Genomic DNA, 17528 nt, shown 5'->3' with positions numbered 1-17528 from the left:
GGCGCGGACTTAAGCCCGACGGGCGCGTTATGGCTCAGTTGTTCAAGCCGAAATAGGCCAGCGCCACGGCCAACGTGTCGCTGAGGCCATGCGCCAGGATCGTCGCCCACAAACAACGGCCGCAGAGCAGGTAGAGGCCGCCCATGATCAACCCGGCGAAGGTGGAGTCCAGAACCCCCGCCGGACCCTTGTAGGCGTGGCCGAAGCCGAACAGCACGGCAGAAAAGACCAGACCCCAAAGCCAGCCGAACCGCCTGCCGCCGGCCGTGTCGGCGGCCCGCTTCATGATGTAGCCGCGATAACCGATCTCCTCGCCGAACGCGGCGAAGGTCCAGACGATGCCCAGAGCGGCCAGAGCGGCCATGGGATTGCCCACGATGCGGTCTGTCCCGCGGGGCGCGACGATCGGCGGCCAGAAGTGTGCGGTGATCGCCTCGAGCGCATAGCCCGCGCCCCAGCGCAGAGCCACTGCCCCCAGCACCAACAGAACGACGCGGCGCCAGGAGGTCGGCCGCTTGAACCCCAGCTCGCTCCAGCGCTTGGGGCGCAGCCGCCGCGAGACCAGCGCCATCACCACCAGGATCGGCACTTCGTTCGGCACGACGTGGAACACGTTGTGGCCAATCACCGCCCAGGCCGCGATCGCCAATTCCAGCCCGCTCAGCAGGCGGTCGCGAAAACTCCCTGTGGCGCGGTTCGGGTCTGCCGGGTTCATGGGGGCATGTTGACGCACGATACATAGATATGCAAGGTATCGTGCATGAGCGTGAAACCTGACAGTCCGGCCGACGAACTCGGCAAGTGGGAAACCCAGGTACGCAAGGGTGGCCTGGGGCTTGCCGTGCTGGCGATCCTTTGGCCGGAGCGGCTCTACGGCCTGGAGATCCTGCGACGGCTCGACGCCCAGGCCGGAATGTCGATCCCGGAGGGCACCATCTATCCGCTGCTCAGCCGAATGAAGTCCGAGGGGCTGGTGGACTCCGAATGGGTGGAGGCCGAGGCCGGCCATCCCCGCAAATACTATCGACTGACGGATCCAGGCCGCCGTCGCGTGCGCGAGATGGCTCAGAGCTGGCGCGCCTTCGCCGCCGGGCTTGAGCGCCTGCTCGCCCCGATCAAGGAGACTTCCCGATGAGCAACGACGCCGGAAAGGCGCACCTCGACTGCTACCTTGACCAGGTGCGGCGCAACCTGAAGGTCCTGCCCTCGGGTGAGGTCGAAGAGATCGTGGCCGAGTTGCGCAGCCACGTGCTCGACAAAGTCGAAGGAACGCCAACGCCCGAGCGCGTCGAGGCCGCCATCGCCGCGCTCGGCAGCCCGCGCGAAGTCGCCCGGCTCAACCTTACGGAGCGGGTCGCCGCTGAAGTGGACGAAGACCGCTCGCCACTGACCGTCCTGCGCGGCGTGGGCAGGCTGGCGGGCCTCAGCATGTACGGAGCCTTTACGGGCCTTGTGTGCTTCGTGGGCTACGCCACGGCGGCGGCCTTCCTGATCACCGCCGTCGTCAAGCCCTTCGCCTGGCGTCATACGGGCCTCTGGCGCATCCCGAACGCCGAGAACAGCTATTCATGGATGCTCGGCGTGACCGACAATCCGCGGCACGGCCAGGAGCTGCTCGGCGGATGGATCATCCCGATCAGCCTCGCCGCAGGGCTGATCCTGGGCTGGCTGACCTGGCGCTTCGGTCTTTTCAGCGTGCGCCGGATGCGTCGCTCGGCCAGGCGCGGGCGGGCCTAACCGCGTTCCTGGGCGAAAGCCAGCGCTGCGAGCCGACACGCCGAGGCCAGGGGGCGTCCGGCCCTCGCGCCGTCGATCCGGCCGATCAGCCCGGCCAGGCTCAACGCCTGCGCCGCGGCCATCGCCTCGAGCACGCTCCAGAACTCAGGTTCGAGCGCGATGGAGGTGGCGTGGCCGGAGAGCTGAACGGAGCGTTTTCTTAAGCTGCCCATGCGCCAGGTTTGTCGACCGGTTCGGGATCGCGATCAAACCCCTCGAGAAAGTTGACGGGGTCGTCATTTTAGAACTTGCGTTAAGTTGACGGAAGCGTCATCTTTACGACGTCAGCAGCGTGAGGCGCTCTCCGATGGCCCTGGTCGACACCACAGAACGTCCAGCGTTCCGCGCCTCGGCTCCCAAGCTCGACTGGTTGCACGCGTTCAGATCGCTGCGCCGTCTGCTCAACGACAAGGAAGACACCGGCCAGGTCTTCGAGATCATGCGCGCGCTCAACGGCAACTCCACCGCCAAGGGCTATCACCGTCTGCTTACAACCCAGCAGGGCGGGCGTATCGCCTACGAGCGCCGCGAGTTCGCCCACCTGCTGATGGACGGCGCGTGGCTCGACAGCCTGCCGGAAGGCAGCGTCGGCGGCGCCTATCGAGACTTCGTCCGCAGCGAGCGGATTTCCGCCGAAGGCCTGATCAAGGTCAGCCGGCAGGGCGCCGGAGCGGTCGACGAACAGCACCCCTACGCGTGGATGGGCCGGCGGACCCGCGACGTCCACGACGTCTGGCACATTCTTACCGGCTACCATCGCGACGGACTTGGCGAAGCCTGCCTGGTCGCGTTCTCGTTCGCCCAGACGGGTGGGCTTGGCTGGGCGCTGATCGCCCTTGGCGCAGCGTCGCGTGCGCGAAAGGCCAAGGAACAGCCCTATGTGAAGGCGATCTGGCAGGGGTATCGGCGGGGCCAGGCGGCCAAGTGGCTGCTCGGCGAGGACTACGAGCGTCTGATGGCAGAGCCACTCGAAGCCGCGCGCCGCCGGCTGAACATCACGCCCGCCACGATCTATGATTCGATCCCGCCGCAAGTCCGGGACCAGTCCCTGCCCCAGGCGGCCTAATCTTCGCGCCTGGTCCGGTCGAGCGCGCGTCGCGCGCGTTCCGCCTCCAGTTTCGAAACTGTCTTTTCTCGCTTCAACAGGCCGAACAGGGAGCGGTTTTGCGCTGCCTTCGCCTTGGCCTGCACCTTCGCGCGGTCCTTGCGGGCCTTGTTCAAGTTGATCGGTTCGACCATCGGCGAAACCTCCTGCGTCCTTCTGTCGTTTCCCAGAGCCCAACCGATTCAGGAGACGAGAACGATGATCCAATCCTCCGACATCCGCGAGCACATGGACGTGGTGGGCTCTGACGGCGGCCACGTCGGCCGGGTCGACAAGGTGATAGGCGACGAGATCGAACTCACCAAGCTCGACCTCAGCTCGGGCCTCAAACATCACATGATCCCGGTCAGCTGGGTCGAGATGATCGACGAGGACACTGTGCGCCTCAACATGACGAAGGACGCCGCCAAGTCGGCCTGGCGCACCCGCCACTAGGCCGACACCGACTGGCGCCGACGCTGGCCCCATGCCAACCTGACGGGGCGTGGGGTCGGCCCCGTTCGACCGGCGATGCAGTGGGTTGGGAGCGCGCTTGAGGTCTTCTCTGCTGGTCGCCGCGGGTCTGGCGCTCACCGCCTTTTCAGTTGCCCCGAACGCCCCCGGCGCATCGGCCGCGACGCCGGTCTGCGCAGCTTGCGTCAGGGCGACGATGGAGAAGCTGGCCGGCGACGAATTGCGCGGCCGAAAGTGTGGCAGCGCCGACGAAAACGCCGCCGCACGGTATCTTGCGGACGCCCTTGCGAGCCTCGGCGTCAAGGGCGCCGCGGCGGGGGGCGGCTACCTCCAGCAGGTCCACCTGATCGATCAGACCTATGCCTCCGAGCCGACGCTGGAGCTCACGTCAGGCAGCGCGAACCTGCGCCTGACGAACGGCCGGGAAATGGTCGCCCAGGGTGCGCCGCCCCTGCTCGAGGCGCCGATCGTGCGGATCACCGACCCCCAGGCGCCGTTGGACGGCCTTCGGGGCGCGCTGGTGATCTATGAGCCCGACTTCACCAACGTCGCGGCCTCGCAGGTGCTTAGGGCAGGAGCCGCGGCGGTTATCCTGCGGGCCAATTCCGCCGTGCTGCAGCACTGGGAGGAACTCGCCGCGCGGCCGCCGAGCCGCGCTCAGGTCGTGGACGGCGTGCAGCGCCCGACTGCGACGTCGAGCGGGGTGCTGATCTTCGTCAGCGACGAGACGCTGGCGTCACTTGCATCGTTTGGCGGCGGGCAGGCGAGGCTCTCCGCAACCAGGGGCGAACCACAGGCGCGGACCACATACAATGTGATCGGTGTCCGCCACGGCCAGGCCAAGGACGCAGACCAGCACGCCGTGCTGCTGACGTCGCACTACGACCATCTTGGGGTCCGCGACGGCGTGATCTTCCATGGCGCCAACGACGATGCGTCAGGAACCGCCGCGGTGATGGAGTTCGCCCGCATCCTGGCGCGCGGCCGCACGCCGCAGCGCACGGTCTATTTCGCCATGTTCGGCTGCGAGGAGGAAGGCGCGCTGGGCGCGCAATACTTCCTCACCCATTTGCCGAGCCCGGTCACCGACATCGCCGCGAACCTGGAATTCGAGATGATCGGTGTCGACGATCCCGTGCAGCCGGGCGCCCTGATGCTGACGGGCTGGGAGCGCTCGAACCTCGGGCCTGCGCTCGCGGCGCACGGCGCCCGGATCGGTCCCGATCATTATCCGGAGCAGCACTTCTTCCAACGGTCGGACAACTATCAGTTGGCGCTGCAGGGCGTGGTCGCCCAGACGGTCACCGCCTGGCCGCTTCCGCCGACATACCATGCGGCCACCGACGACCTGGGCCATGTCGACCTCAACTTCATGGACCAGGTGATCGGCTCGCTGGTCGGGCCGGTCACCTGGTTGCTGAACAGCGACTTTCAGCCGGAGTGGAACCCCGGGATGAAGCCTTAAGGCGCGTCTACTTCGCCGCCGCGCAGAACCGCTGGATGCGGCTGCAGGCGTCTTCCAGCTGGGCGTTGGATGTGGCGTAGCTGATACGGAAGAACGGCGAGAGGCCGAAGGCCGCGCCGAAGACCACCGAGACGCCCTCGGTCTCCAGAAGCTCCACCGCGAAATCCTGGTCGCTGGCCATCACCTTGCCGGACGGCGCGGCCTTGCCGATCAGCCCGGCCACCGAGGGATAGACGTAGAAAGCGCCCTCGGGCGTCGGGCACTTGATGCCGCTCGCCTGGTTCAGCATCGAGACCACCAGGTCGCGCCGCTCTTCGAACAGTTTGGCGTTCGGCCTGATGAATTCCTGGGTGCCATTCAGCGCCTCGACGGCCGCCCACTGGGAGATGGACGACGGGTTTGAGGTCGTCTGGCTCATCACCTTGGCCATGAGCTTGATGAGCGGCTCGGGGCCGGCCGCATAACCGATCCGCCAGCCGGTCATGGCGTAGGCCTTGGAGACCCCGTTCATCGTAAGCGTGCGCTCGTAGAGGGCCGGCTCGACCTCAGCGATGGTCGCGAACTCGAAGTCGCCGAACACCAAATGTTCGTACATGTCGTCGGTCAGGATCCAGACGTGCGGGTGGCGCAGCAAGACGTCGGCGAGCGCCTTGAGTTCGGCGCGCGTATAGGCCGCGCCCGAGGGGTTCGAGGGCGAGTTCAGGAACAGCCAGCGCGTACGCGGCGTGATTGCGGCCTCGAGGTCCGCGGGCTTCAGCTTGAAGCCGCTTTCCGCGGTGGTCGGCGCGGCCTTCGGCTCGCCGCCGGCCAGCAGCACGATGTCCCAGTAGCTGACCCAATAGGGCGTCGGGATCACCACCTCGTCGCCGGGGTTCAGCGTCGACAGCATGGCGTTCCAGATCACCGGCTTGCCGCCCGGCGAGACGTTCACCTGGCTCGCCTTGTAGGTGAGCCCGTTCTCGCGCTTGAACTTGCCGACGATGGCTTCCTTCAGTTCCGGGATGCCGTCGACGTTGGTGTACTTGGTCTTGCCGTCACGGATCGCCTTGATGGCGGCTTCCTTGATGTTTTCCGGCGTGTCGAAGTCGGGCTCGCCGGCCGCAAGCGAGATGATGTCGCGTCCCGCCGCTTTCAGCTCGCGCCCTTTCTGGTCGGCCGCCAGGGTGGCGGACGGCTTTACGCGGGCGAGCGCGGCGGATTCGAGCGACATGGCGGGGAAGGCTCCCAGGAGTTCGAGGTTGAAAGAACGGGGCGGGGTTTAGCCTAAGCCGACGGCGGGGTGAACCCGGCCTGTTGCACTGCAGCTTGACCCTACCGGCCCGATCGGCGACCTCAGGCGTCGATGCGGCGCCTCTTCCAGGTCCTTTCGAACATGGACGCCCAGGCGTGGCGAACGCTCCTGGTGTCGTTCGTGCTGTTCGGCGGGGTCGGGCTGGTCTTCGTCTTCGGGGCCCAGGCCATGGGTTTCAGCGGCGAGGCGACTGTCCAGGCGTGGCTGCGCGCGGCGTCGGGACCCTGGTCGTTGCCGGTCGCAGTGATGGCGTTTGCCGCGCTGGCGTTCATCGGCGTGCCCCAGATCATGCTGATCGCCGCCGCGGTCGTGGCCTTCGGGCCGGTCAACGGGTTCGCCTACAGCTGGATCGGCACCATGGTCTCCTCGCTGGTGGGCTTCTACCTGGGCCGCATGGCGGGCGCGAAAGTGCTGGCGCAGTTCTCCGGCGAGGGGCTGCGGCGGTTCATGGAGCTGATCGGCCGCAAGGGTTTCTTCGCAAGCTTCATCGTCCGCCTGGTGCCTTCGGCGCCGTTCATCGTTGTGAACATGGCCGCGGGCGTGACCCCCATGCGCGTCTTGGACTTCACCCTCGGCACGGCCTTGGGCATTATCCCGAAGATCGTACTTACCGCCTTCGCCGGGAATTCGATCGTCCGCCTGATGAAGGGTGAGATCGGCAGGGACGCCCTGTGGTTGGTGGTGATCGCCGTGGCGTGGGTCGCAATCGGCCTCGTCGCCCGCGCCTGGCTGCGCAAACGCGAGAAGGAGGCCGCCTGATGTTGAAGCTGTTCCACGCCTGGGGCTCGTGTTCGCTGGCCTCGCTGATCACGCTTGAAGAAGCCGGCGCTGACTATGAGCTCGTCACCATGAGCACCAAGGCCGGCGACCAGCGGACTTCCGAGTACCTGGCCGTCAACCCCAAGGGCCGCGTGCCGGCGCTCGTCACCGAGCGCGGGGTGCTGACCGAGACCCCGGCGATCCTGGCCTTTGTCGCCCAGACCTTTCCGGCGGCGAAGCTTGCGCCGCTGGGCGACCCCTTCGCCTTCGCCAGGGCCCAGGCCTTCAACAGCTACCTGTGCTCGACGGTCCACGTGGCCCACGCCCACCGGCACCGCGGCTATCGCTGGGCAGACGATCCGGCGGCCCTGGCGGAGATGACACGGAAGGTCCCTGAGGTCGAAGCCGCCTGCTTCCAGCTTATCGAGGACGATATGCTGGCGGGGCCGTGGGTGCTCGGCGAGGCCTATTCGATCTGCGACCCCTATCTTTTCACCCTGGCCGGTTGGCTGGAGGGCGATGGGATCGATATCGCGCGCTTTCCGAAGGTCTTGGCCCACAGCGAACGGATGCGATCCCGCCAAGCAGTGCGCAAGGTTCTTGCCGAAATGGCGGTCTAACGCAGCTTATGGCGCAAGATACTTGCGCCGCGAGGGGCATTTCGGTAGAGCCTGTGGCCATGCGCACGCGCAACGCCAGCCTGCTTCTACTTTCGCTGGGGCTTAGCCGCCCCTGGGCGCCTCTTTAGGCTGCGCATCTTCGCGGCCGGGCGTCTCAGGGGATTTCCCTCGCCCGTCCAACCAAACCTCCGCGAAGAGACCACGCCATGACCACCACCACTCCTGGCCCCGCCGATGAATCCGTCGGTTCGCGCGCCGAGCGCGACCGGGTCATCGTCTTCGACACCACCATGCGCGACGGCGAGCAGTCGCCCGGCGCCTCGATGTCGCTGGAAGAGAAGATCGAGCTTGCCAAGATCCTCGAGGAGATGCGCGTCGACGTCATCGAGGCGGGCTTCCCGATCGCCTCCAACGGCGACTTCGAAGCCGTGCGCCAGATCGCCGAGCTGGTGACCGAAAGCACCGTCTGCGGCCTGGCCCGGGCCGGCATGGCCGACATCGATCGCTGCGCCGAGGCGATCAGGAAGGCCAAGCGCGGCCGCATCCACACGTTCCTGTCCACCAGCCCTTCACACCGTGACCATATCCTGCACGCCAGCCAGGAAGACATCCTGGAGATGATCACCAAGTCGGTGAACCATGCGCGCAATCTGTGCGGCGACGTGGAATGGTCCGCCCAGGACGCGACCCGCACCGAGCAGGATTTCCTGCGACGCTGCGTCGACGCCGCGATCAAGGCCGGCGCCGGCACGATCAACCTGCCCGACACGGTGGGCTACAGCTATCCCAGCGAATACGCCGACATCTTCCGCGATATCATCGAGAACGTGGATGGCGCTGACCGGGTGATCCTGTCGACCCACTGCCATAACGACCTGGGCCTGGCGGTCGCCAACAGCCTGGCGGGCGTCCAGGGCGGGGCGCGACAGGTTGAGGTTGCGATCAATGGCATTGGCGAGCGGGCCGGAAACGCCGCGCTTGAAGAGATTGTCATGGCGCTTCGCGTGCGCGGCGACCAGCTGGCGTTCCACACCGGCGTCGAGACCCAGCACATCACGCGGGCGAGCCGCTACGTCTCGGCGATCACCGGCTTCCCGGTGCAGTTCAACAAGGCGATCGTCGGCAAGAACGCCTTCGCCCATGAAAGCGGCATCCACCAGGACGGGATGCTGAAGGACCGCGGAACCTACGAGATCATGCAGCCTGAGGACGTGGGGCAGGGCGCTTCGAACCTGGTCATGGGCAAGCACTCGGGCCGTCACGCGTTCCGGGAGAAGCTGAAGGCGCTGGGCTACGAGCTGGGCCAGAACGCGCTAAACGAGGCCTTCCAGCGCTTCAAGGATCTGGCCGACAAGAAGAAGCACGTCTTCGATGACGACATCATAGCCCTGGTGGACGACGCCCTGGCCTCGGGCGCCGACCGCATCCAGGTGAAGAGCCTGAGGGTCATCGCCGGCACGGAGGGGCCGCAGGAGGCCTTCCTGACCCTCTCCGTCGAGGGCGAGGAAACCTCCGCCAACGCCACGGGCGACGGCCCGGTCGATGCGGTGTTCAACGCAATCCGCAAGTGCGCGCCGCACGAGGCGACCTTGCGTCTCTTCCAGGTGCACGCCGTGACGGAAGGCACAGACGCCCAGGCCCAGGTCTCCGTCAGGCTTGAGGAAGATGGCCGGATCGCCACCGGCCAGGCGGCCGACACCGACACGCTGACGGCCTCGGCCAAGGCCTACGTCAACGCGCTCAACAACCTGGCCGCGCGCAAGGAAAAGACCCGCCCCGGCGCGATCGCCGGCGGGTTCTGAACCATAGCAGAGTGTCAGCCCGGCCAGGCGCTCAGCGCCTGGCCGGGGAATCACAAAGCCTCTCGGCAACTCCCATGGGCCTGGTGTTCATGGCCCCGGTCTGCGCGTGCCCAACCGGCACGACTCTTAGAAGTCTTGGAATGCTCTGGATCCTGATGACCGCTGCGGCGGCGCCGTTGCAGGTGGCGCGCAACGCCCTGCAGCGCGGGCTGGTGGGCGATGCGGGCCCGTGGGGAGCGACGCTGGTTCGCTTCCTTTTCGGTCTGCCGTTCTCGCTCGCGATCTTTGGCGTGGTCGCCCTGCTCACCCCGAACGCGAGCCCGCACCCGGGTCTGCGGTTCCTGGTGGCTGTCGCGATCGGCGCGCTGAGCCAGGTCGGCGCGACGGCGGCCCTGCTGATGGCGATGCGCACCTCAGGGTTCGCCGTGGCGACTTTCATGCAGCAATCCTCCCTGCCGCTAGGCGCCTTGATGGGGTCCTTCATATTCGGCGACCGGCTGAGCCCTGTGCAATGGGCCGGCCTGGCGGCGACTTCGATCGCGCTCCTGATCCTGTCGTGGCCGCCGCGCACACAGACCCTGGGGGCTGCGACCGGGTCCCTCTACGGCCTGGCGTCCGGGGCGGCGTTCGCCGTGGCGCTGAATGCTTATCGGCAAGCCGGACTCGCGCTGGAACCGGCGCACCCGATCTATTCGGCGACCGCTGCGCTCTGCGTCGCCCAGGCGCTGCAGTCCGTGGGGATGGTGCTCCTGCTGGCCGCGATTCGGCCCAGCGCCTTGCGCGCCGTCGGCGCCTCCTGGCGCGCCTCGCTCGGCGCGGGCTTTTTCGGCACAGCAGCATCGGCCTGCTGGTTCTCGGCGCTGGCGTTGGCCCCTGCCGGCCAGGTTCGGGCCGTGGGCGTGATCGAAGGTCCCATAGCTGCGGCGGCGGCTCGGCGGCTCTTCAAGGAACGCCTTTCCCCGCGACAGCTCCTGGGCGGGGCGATGGCGGCGGTGGGCGTCGTTGCGACCGCCCTCGGTTGAGCGTTGAGACCGGCCCGTCGCTCGGCCATAGTCGGTCTTCAACCGGGGAATCTCAGTGACCGATGCGCTTACGATCCGCGGTCTTTCCAAGACCTTCGGCGGCAAGGTGGCCGTCGACGACCTTTCCCTCAGCGTCCGCGCCGGACAACTCTACGCCCTGCTCGGTCCCAACGGGGCCGGCAAGACCACGACACTGCGAATGGTCGCGGGCCTCCTGAAGCCGAACGGCGGACAGATCGAGGTCTTCGGCCGCAACGTGCTCACCGATCCAGCCGCGGCGAAGCAGATCATCGCCTGGGCCCCGGACGAGCCGATGCTCTACGACCGCCTGACGCCGCTCGAGTACCTGGACTTCGTCGCCGGCCTTTGGGGGGTCGACCCGAAGATCGCGATGGCGCGGGCCGAGGAGCTCTTGCGCTGGCTCGGCCTTTGGGACTCTCGCGCCGAGCGCTGCGAGAGTTTCTCGCGCGGCATGAAGCAGAAGACCGCGCTTGCCGGCGCGCTGATCCACGATCCGCGGCTCCTGATCCTCGATGAGCCGCTGACCGGACTCGATGCGGCCGTGGCGCGCCAGGTGAAGGACCTGCTGCAAGAGCGGGTGAGGGGCGGGGCGACCGTGATCCTTACGACGCACATCCTCGAAGTCGCCGAGCGGATGGCCGATAGGATCGGCATCATCCAGAACGGCCGCCTGCTGGCCGATGGCACACTCGATGAGCTTCGCGCCCGGGCCGGCGAAGGCCGCGCGACCCTCGAGGACGTGTTCCTCGAGCTCGTGGGCGAGGCCGAGGCGGCCGCTGCATGATGTTCGCGCCGCCTGGTTCCACGCTCTGGCTGCTGGGTTACGAGCTTAAGCTCTCCTGGCGCGGGATGTTGAAGAAGCGGGGCGGGGGGCGTTTTGCGAGGATCTGGCTCACCATCGTCCTGCCGCTCATCCTGCTTTGCGCCGCCGGCCTGCCGATCGCCTTCGCATTGCGTGGAAAGCAGGTTCCAGTTGTCCCGATCGCCAGCCTGATCGCCGCCGGCGCGCTGGCCATGCTTTTCACCCTGATGCTGTCGCAGACCCTGGGGGCTGCGGTGGACGCGCTTTATGAGCGCGGCGACCTGGACCTGCTGTTCTCCTCGCCGCTCGCCCCGCGCAAGGTCCTGACCGTGCGCTTCCTGTCGGTTGCGGTGGGCGCGTTCGGCATCTTCGGCGTAATCGCAACTCCGGTGCTGGTGCCGATCGCGCTGATGGGGCACCCGACCTGGCTGGCGGCGATCGTGGTGCTGTTCGCCGTGGCGCTTGCGGCCAGCGGAGCCGGGCTAATGCTGGCCGCGGCCCTCTTCAGGGTGATCGGACCGCGCCGCACGCGGACCGTCGGCCAGTTGATGGCTGCCCTGATCGGCGCGGCGTTCTTCCTGACCGCCCAGGCCCGCAACATCCTGGGGGGACGCCAGACCGCCAGTTTCGCCGCCACGCTGGTGCAGCTCTCGCACGATCCGCGTTTCCATGCGCCGCCGGGCCTGAGCTGGCCGCTACGCGCCTTGCTCGGAGAGCCGCTGCCGCTACTGGCCGTGGTCGGGACCGGCGCCACGATCTTCCTGGTCGCCAATCAGCTGCTTGGCGCCCGGTTCGCCGCTGACGCCGCCGCGGCCGCCGGCGCCGGAAGCGGCGGGAGTGTCAGGGCCAGGAGCAACGGGCCGGTGCGCTTCGCCAAGTCGCCTTTCACAGCGACTCTGGTGAAGGAGCTACGCCTCATCGCTCGCGACCCGGCGCTGATCGCCCAGGTGCTGCTGCGGGTGCTTTACATGGTCCCCTTGGGGTTCGTGCTTCTGCGCCAGGCCGGCCAGGGCCAGGGTGTGTTCCTGCCCGGCGGCGCTGCAGCGCTCAGCTTGCTGGCGAGCCAGGTGTCCGGCAGCCTCGCCTGGATCACCATCTCGGCCGAGGACGCGCCCGACCTCCTGAGTTGCGCGCCCACGCCCGTGCGCACCCTGCGCCAGGCCAAGATCGCCGCGGCCATATTGCCGGTGGCGGTAATGCTCGCGCCCCTGCTCCTGCCGCTGGCTGTGCTCGCGCCGCTGGTGGGCCTGGCCGCCGCTGTCGGCTGTGCGGCGTCGATGACCATGGCTTCCCTGATGAACCTTTGGTGGCAGCGGCCAGGCAAGCGCAACGACATGCGCCGCCAGCGCGCGTCCTCCTGGTACGTCACCCTGGCCGAACTCCTGCTGGGCCTGCTGATCGCCGCAGCCACCGGCCTTTTGGCTGCCGGGCTCTTCGGCTGGGCCCTGCTGCCGGCGGTGCTGGCGCTGGCCGGGGTGGCGATGCTGAGCCGCACCGACGCCCAGATCGCCCAGGCGCTGCGCGCGGCCAGCTAAGCCGTTCGCGTGACAAGCAGGGATTCGCTGTTAGGTTCGTCATGTAGGCCGACTACATAACGAGGGTCAGGCAGCTACCCAACGAGGCGTCGTGGTTTCTCCGCAACTGCTCAATGCAGCCCTCACGCTGCGCCGGGGCGATGGACCTCGCGTAGGAGCCGAGCGCATCGCCCTGCTCGAAGCTCTCGATGAACTGGGCTCGATCCGAGCTGCGGCCGAGCGCGTCGGTGTGAGCTACAAAACGGCGTGGGACGCGATCCAGGCGTTGAACAACCTCTTCGACGCTCCGCTGGTCGTCGCCCGGGCCGGGGGTCGGCAAGGGGGGGCTGCGCAATTGACGCCCGCCGGTCATGCGGTAGTCGCAGCCCTGCAGCGGGTAGAGATGGAGTTGGCCGACGTTTTGGTCCGGGTCGAGCAGGGCCTGGTTGGCGCCCCGGAGGAGCTCGGCGGTCTTTTCTGGAGTCTCGGCATGCAGACCAGCGCCCGCAACGCGCTCCGCGGAACCGTCACCCGCGTCACCGACGGAGCCGTCAACGCCGAGGTGATCCTGGCGGTCGGCGATGGGGTGGAGATCGTGGCCGTCGTCACTCGCGAAAGCGTGGCGGCCCTGCGTCTGGCGGTCGGCAGATCGGTCATAGCGCTGATCAAGTCGAGCTTCGTGGTGCTGGCCAAGGGAGAGGACCTGGTGACCTCGGCGCGCAATCACATCAAGGGCGTTGTCGCCGCCAGGCACGACGGCGCGATTTCCAGTGAGGTCGTGATCGACATCGCCCAGGGCAAGACGCTCACCGCCACCATCACGCGCGAGAGCGCCGAGGCCATGGGCCTGACCGAAGGAGAGGTGGTCACCGCGCTGGTCAAGGCGCCGCATGTCATACTGGCGGTGGAGTAGCCGATGAAGCTCGCCGCCGTGAGATTTGCCGCGTTTGTGCCGCGCGCAGCCGTCTTCTGCGGGCCGGCCGCCGCCCAGACCTTGACGCTCTCGGGGGAGCCGGACAGCGCGCCACGCTGAACGCCGCCGAAATCGCGGCCCTGCCGCAGGTGCATCTGAAGGTGCCGCGGCATGGCCAGCCGCAGGCCTATGACGGAGTAGTGCTGAGCGACCTGCTTGGAAAGGTCGGTGCGCCGCATGGCGGTCAGGGCATCAAGGGCTTGGAACTCGCCACCGTCGTGCGGATAACCGCGCGGGACGGATATCAGGTGGTGGTCAGCCCGGCCGAGACGGACGCGGTGACTCGCGCGGCCAGGATGATCGTGGCCGACCGTGAGGCGGGTGCGCCGCTGAAACCGGAGGAAGGGCCGTTCCGCCTGGTGGTCGAGGACGACCTCAGGCCCGCTCGCTCCGCCCGCCGGGTCGAGCGGATCGACCTCGTCAACCTGTCCACCTCGGCCAAGCCCGCGGCGCCCAAAAGCCGCTGAAGGGGCGCCCGCGGCCCGGCCCGGCCGCTCACGACGAAACCGAGGGCCATGCCGACGACAAAATTCGCGCGCGACGCGAAAGCGCACGATGCTCTTTAAGCCTTGAATTCGACCATAGGGCAGGGCAGGGAACGCGAGTCCTACCGGTAATTCGTAACGACTCGACGCATTGTTAACGCGTTGGACGTGACCGTTGCGGGTCGGCGGTTCACAACACCCCTCTCCAGCCCCCAGTCTCCAGGGCCCCCCATGATCTCATCGCTCTTCGGCGCCATCTCGAACGATATCGCCATCGACCTCGGCACGGCCAACACGCTCATCTACATGAAGGGCAAGGGCATCGTGCTCAACGAGCCCTCCGTGGTGGCGCTGCGCAATGTCGGCGGTCGCAAGGTCGTCCATGCCGTAGGCATCGAAGCCAAGCAGATGCTCGGCCGCACGCCCGGCCACATGGAAGCCATCCGTCCGATGCGCGACGGGGTCATCGCCGACTTCGAAGTCGCCGAGGAGATGATCAAGTACTTCATCCGCAAGGTTCACAACCGCAAGGGCTTCGTGAACCCCAAGGTGATCGTTTGCGTGCCGTCGGGCGCGACGGCGGTGGAACGCCGCGCGATCAACGACAGCTGCCTGAACGCAGGCGGCCGCCGCGTGGGCCTGATCGACGAGCCCATGGCCGCGGCGATCGGCGCCGGCCTTCCGATCCACGAACCGACCGGGTCAATGGTGGTCGACATCGGCGGTGGCACCACCGAGGTGGCGGTGCTCTCGCTCTCGGGGATCGTCTACTCGCGCTCAGTCCGCGTCGGCGGCGACAAGATGGACGAAGCGATCATCAGCTACATGCGCCGCAACCATAATCTGCTGATCGGCGAGACGACGGCCGAGCGCATCAAGAAGGAGATCGGCACGGCGCGGGCGCCGGCCGACGGCGAGGGACTCTCCATCGAGGTCAAGGGCCGCGACCTGATGCAGGGCGTGCCGCGTGAAGTGCGGATCAGCGAAAAGCAGGCGTCCGACGCGCTTTCCGAGCCGGTCGGCCAGATCGTCGACGCGGTGAAGATGGCTCTGGAAGCCACCCCGCCGGAACTGGCCTCCGACATCGCTGACAAGGGGATCATGCTGACGGGTGGCGGCGCCTTGCTCCGCGGCCTCGACGCCGAGATCCGTGACCACACCGGCCTGCCGGTGACGGTCGCCGATGACCCGCTTTCCTGCGTGGCGCTCGGGTGCGGCAAGGTGCTTGAACACCCGAAATGGATGAAGGGTGTGCTCGAATCCACGCTAGCTTAGAGCCGGCGAGTCGCTGCTGCAGCGGGGGCTGTCGCAACACCGCTCAAACGAGGCCCTGAGTGTCCTTAAGGGACAATCCGCTAGGTGAATTGAAGGTCCCGCTGACCTGGTTCGCGGCGATCTCCCTCGTCGTGGCCATCGTCGCGGCGGTCGCCATCCTCTTGTCCGACCGGCGCGAGACGTTCAAGGCCGAGGCTTACGGCGCGACGCGGCGAGCCTCCGACTCCGTGCTGGCTCCGGTGGGCGACGTCCTGGCAGCACCCAGCCGCTGGATCGGCGATGGCGTCGACACCGTCCGTGATTATTTTGGCGCGGCCTCAGAGAACCGGGAGCTGAAGTCCGAGCTCAAGGAGATGCGTCAGTGGCGCGATGTCGCCATCGCGCTAAAGGATGAGAACGCGCGCTATCGGACCTTGCTGGGTCTGAAGACCGATCCGCCGATCCCGATGGTCGCCGCGCGAATCGTCACCGACAGCCGCGGGCCCTTCGCCGACACGCGCCTGGCCAACGCCGGCTCCGAACGGGGGGTCAAGGCCGGCAATCCGGTCATGAGCGAGAATGGCCTGGTCGGCCGCGTGATCGGGGTGACCGAAGGGGCAAGCCGTGTGCTGCTGCTGACTGACATCGCATCGCGCACGCCGGTGATGATCGACCGAACCAACGCGCGCGCGATCCTGACCGGCGATGGAGGGCCGAACCCGCGCCTCGATTATCTGCGTGGCCGGGATCCGATCCACGAGGGCGACCGGGTGCTGACGTCCGGCGACGGCGGCGTCGTGCCGCGCGGCCTGCCGGTCGGGACGGCGGTCAAGGGCCTCGACGGGCGCTGGCGAGTGGTCCTGGCCTCCGACCGCGCCGCCATCGACTTCGTGCGTATCCTGCTGTTCGAGGACTTCACGCAGGTAGTGAACGTCAAGGCCCTGAACGCGATGCCGACCCCGCCTCCGACGCCGGGGGCGGACGTCGAGGGGGCAGCGACTGCGAAGCCTGCGCCGCCCGTGAATGCTCAGGCCGCCAAACCGGCCGACGCCGAGCCCGACGGTGTCTCCGCAAAAGGCGCGGCCGAGGCGTCCGCCGTGGCGGCCGGCGCAGCCGTCGCAGCCGGCGCGGCCAAGCCTGCAGCGAAGCCTCCGACGCTCAAACCCACGCTGCCCAAGTCCGCGGCGGGCGCGGCCGAAAAGGCCAAGCCGAACCCGGCCTCGGCCTCCAAAGCGCCCGCCCCGAAAACCGCCACCTCGAAAACCGCCACCTCGAAGGCCGCCGCAAAGACGCCGGCGACGTCAGCCGATGGGGCGAAGTCCAGGGCGGCGAGCGAAACGACCTCGAAGCCGGCGAAGCCCAAGCCCAAATCGCCGCTCGACGCGGCTTCGAAGCCAGCGAAGACCAAGCCCAGACCCGCGGCCGAGGCGCCACCAACGTGAGCGCCGCACGGCCTTTGGAGCCCTGGCGCTGGCTGGGCGTGCCGATGTTCCAGGCGATCATCGCCACCATCCTGTTCGGCATTCCATTGCGGGCCTTTGGCCTGCAGCTGCCGGAACCGGTATTCCCGATGGTGCTGGCCTTCGCCTGGGCGGTGATCCGACCCTCCATGCTGGCGCCCTTCGGGGTCCTCCTGCTGGGACTGTTCCTGGACATCTTCTGGGGCGGCCCTATGGGCCTTTGGGCGGTCTGCCTCCTGATCGCCTACGGTGTCGCCCTCGCCGGGCGCACCATGATGGCAGGGCAGAACCAGCTGATCCTTTGGGGCTGGTATGGACTGGCCACCGCAACAGCGTTGGCCGCCGGCTATCTCTTCGTGATGCTGGATACCAAGTCGACGCCGGGCGTGGTTCCGATGGCCTGGCAATTCGTCGCCACAATCGTCCTCTATCCATTCGCCCAGCGGCTGATCGACCTCTTCGAGGACGCAGACGTTAGGTTCCGTTAGGGGCGAAGATGGCTGAACCGTCCATTTTCTTTGCCGAGGTAAATGAGCGCCAAGGGGTGTTTCACCGCCGGGCATTCCTGCTCGGCGGCTTTGCCGGCGTGGGTCTCTTGGCGCTCGGCGGGCGTCTGGCGCATCTGCAGCTGATCGAGACCCAGCGCTACGAGAAGCTGTCGGCGTCGAACCAGTTCAACTTCAAGCTGACGCCGCCGCCGCGCGGGCTGATCGTCGACCGCAACGG

The 17528-nt window shown here is 67.5% G+C and carries 20 protein-coding genes and 1 pseudogene; 17 read left to right on the top strand and 4 right to left on the bottom strand.

Annotation, left to right across the window (positions count from 1 at the left end):
• Nucleotides 1-34 precede the first annotated feature (34 nt).
• Entirely contained in the window at nucleotides 35-715 is a 681-nt protein-coding gene (locus VGI62_RS03205) for a CPBP family intramembrane glutamic endopeptidase (RefSeq protein ID WP_331502949.1), read from the bottom strand.
• A gap of 45 nt (nucleotides 716-760) precedes the next feature.
• Between VGI62_RS03205 and VGI62_RS03200 the strand changes: the two genes are divergently transcribed.
• Together VGI62_RS03200 and VGI62_RS03195 are read left to right on the top strand one after the other, a co-directional pair.
• Complete coding sequence (locus tag VGI62_RS03200; RefSeq protein ID WP_331502948.1) at nucleotides 761-1135, top strand: PadR family transcriptional regulator; 375 nt, start codon at nucleotides 761-763, stop codon at nucleotides 1133-1135.
• Nucleotides 1132-1737 carry an HAAS signaling domain-containing protein gene (locus VGI62_RS03195; protein WP_331502947.1) on the top strand — a complete coding sequence of 202 codons (606 nt, stop codon included), beginning with the start codon at nucleotides 1132-1134 and terminating at the stop codon, nucleotides 1735-1737. Before VGI62_RS03200 ends, VGI62_RS03195 begins: the two co-directional genes overlap by 4 nt.
• Here the strand turns inward: VGI62_RS03195 and VGI62_RS03190 are convergent.
• Nucleotides 1734-1949 carry a ribbon-helix-helix domain-containing protein gene (locus VGI62_RS03190; RefSeq protein WP_331502946.1) on the bottom strand — a complete coding sequence of 72 codons (216 nt, stop codon included), beginning with the start codon at nucleotides 1947-1949 and terminating at the stop codon, nucleotides 1734-1736. The genes VGI62_RS03195 and VGI62_RS03190 overlap by 4 nt on opposite strands.
• A gap of 134 nt (nucleotides 1950-2083) precedes the next feature.
• On the opposite strand from VGI62_RS03190, the gene VGI62_RS03185 reads away from it, so the two are divergent.
• Entirely contained in the window at nucleotides 2084-2842 is a 759-nt protein-coding gene (locus tag VGI62_RS03185; protein WP_331502945.1) for a Coq4 family protein, read from the top strand.
• On the opposite strand, the gene VGI62_RS03180 is transcribed toward VGI62_RS03185, so the two are convergent.
• Complete coding sequence (locus tag VGI62_RS03180; protein ID WP_331502944.1) at nucleotides 2839-3015, bottom strand: DUF4169 family protein; 177 nt, start codon at nucleotides 3013-3015, stop codon at nucleotides 2839-2841. The genes VGI62_RS03185 and VGI62_RS03180 overlap by 4 nt on opposite strands.
• 64 nt (nucleotides 3016-3079) lie before the next feature.
• Between VGI62_RS03180 and VGI62_RS03175 the strand changes: the two genes are divergently transcribed.
• Entirely contained in the window at nucleotides 3080-3316 is a 237-nt protein-coding gene (locus VGI62_RS03175; protein WP_331502943.1) for a DUF2171 domain-containing protein, read from the top strand.
• A gap of 97 nt (nucleotides 3317-3413) precedes the next feature.
• On the top strand, nucleotides 3414-4799 hold the full coding sequence (locus VGI62_RS03170; RefSeq protein ID WP_331502942.1) for a M28 family metallopeptidase: 1386 nt from the start codon (nucleotides 3414-3416) through the stop codon (nucleotides 4797-4799).
• A 7-nt stretch (nucleotides 4800-4806) separates the two neighbouring features.
• Here the strand turns inward: VGI62_RS03170 and VGI62_RS03165 are convergent, their stop codons facing one another.
• Entirely contained in the window at nucleotides 4807-6009 is a 1203-nt protein-coding gene (locus VGI62_RS03165; protein WP_331502941.1) for a pyridoxal phosphate-dependent aminotransferase, read from the bottom strand.
• A 132-nt stretch (nucleotides 6010-6141) separates the two neighbouring features.
• On the opposite strand from VGI62_RS03165, the gene VGI62_RS03160 reads away from it, so the two are divergent.
• From VGI62_RS03160 to VGI62_RS03105, 12 genes and pseudogenes are all read left to right on the top strand, one after another.
• Nucleotides 6142-6849, top strand: a complete 708-nt coding sequence (locus tag VGI62_RS03160) for a TVP38/TMEM64 family protein (RefSeq protein WP_331502940.1) — start codon at nucleotides 6142-6144, stop codon at nucleotides 6847-6849.
• Nucleotides 6849-7469, top strand: a complete 621-nt coding sequence (locus VGI62_RS03155; protein ID WP_331502939.1) for a glutathione S-transferase family protein — start codon at nucleotides 6849-6851, stop codon at nucleotides 7467-7469. The genes VGI62_RS03160 and VGI62_RS03155 overlap by 1 nt, the downstream gene beginning before the upstream one ends.
• A 206-nt stretch (nucleotides 7470-7675) precedes the next feature.
• Nucleotides 7676-9271 (top strand): 2-isopropylmalate synthase, encoded by a 1596-nt coding sequence (locus VGI62_RS03150; RefSeq protein ID WP_331502938.1) that lies wholly within the window; start codon nucleotides 7676-7678, stop codon nucleotides 9269-9271.
• Nucleotides 9272-9411: 140 nt separating this feature from the next.
• Nucleotides 9412-10293, top strand: a complete 882-nt coding sequence (locus tag VGI62_RS03145; RefSeq protein WP_331502937.1) for a DMT family transporter — start codon at nucleotides 9412-9414, stop codon at nucleotides 10291-10293.
• A gap of 55 nt (nucleotides 10294-10348) precedes the next feature.
• Nucleotides 10349-11098 (top strand): ABC transporter ATP-binding protein, encoded by a 750-nt coding sequence (locus tag VGI62_RS03140; RefSeq protein WP_331502936.1) that lies wholly within the window; start codon nucleotides 10349-10351, stop codon nucleotides 11096-11098.
• Entirely contained in the window at nucleotides 11095-12651 is a 1557-nt protein-coding gene (locus tag VGI62_RS03135) for a hypothetical protein (protein WP_331502935.1), read from the top strand. Before VGI62_RS03140 ends, VGI62_RS03135 begins: the two co-directional genes overlap by 4 nt.
• 91 nt (nucleotides 12652-12742) lie before the next feature.
• On the top strand, nucleotides 12743-13543 hold the full coding sequence (locus VGI62_RS03130; protein WP_331502934.1) for a TOBE domain-containing protein: 801 nt from the start codon (nucleotides 12743-12745) through the stop codon (nucleotides 13541-13543).
• Nucleotides 13544-13692: 149 nt separating this feature from the next.
• Nucleotides 13693-14070: a hypothetical protein gene (locus VGI62_RS03125; RefSeq protein WP_331502933.1), complete on the top strand. Its 378-nt coding sequence runs from the start codon at nucleotides 13693-13695 to the stop codon at nucleotides 14068-14070.
• Nucleotides 14071-14319: 249 nt separating this feature from the next.
• A complete protein-coding gene (locus VGI62_RS03120) occupies nucleotides 14320-15363 on the top strand; it encodes a rod shape-determining protein (protein ID WP_012522835.1) in 1044 nt (347 codons plus the stop codon).
• Nucleotides 15364-15422: 59 nt separating this feature from the next.
• Nucleotides 15423-16784, top strand: coding sequence for a rod shape-determining protein MreC (mreC, locus tag VGI62_RS03115; RefSeq protein ID WP_331502932.1), 1362 nt, complete (start codon nucleotides 15423-15425; stop codon nucleotides 16782-16784).
• Nucleotides 16781-17290 (top strand): hypothetical protein, encoded by a 510-nt coding sequence (locus tag VGI62_RS03110; protein WP_331502931.1) that lies wholly within the window; start codon nucleotides 16781-16783, stop codon nucleotides 17288-17290. The genes mreC and VGI62_RS03110 overlap by 4 nt, the downstream gene beginning before the upstream one ends.
• Nucleotides 17291-17298: 8 nt before the next feature.
• Nucleotides 17299-17528: pseudogene (locus VGI62_RS03105) on the top strand (penicillin-binding protein 2); the annotation flags it as partial.

The sequence above is a fragment of the Phenylobacterium sp. genome (assembly GCF_036495085.1).
Classification (GTDB): domain Bacteria; phylum Pseudomonadota; class Alphaproteobacteria; order Caulobacterales; family Caulobacteraceae; genus Phenylobacterium.
Note: the sequence above shows the minus strand (reverse complement) of the source record. Positions and strands in the feature narration are given on the sequence as shown.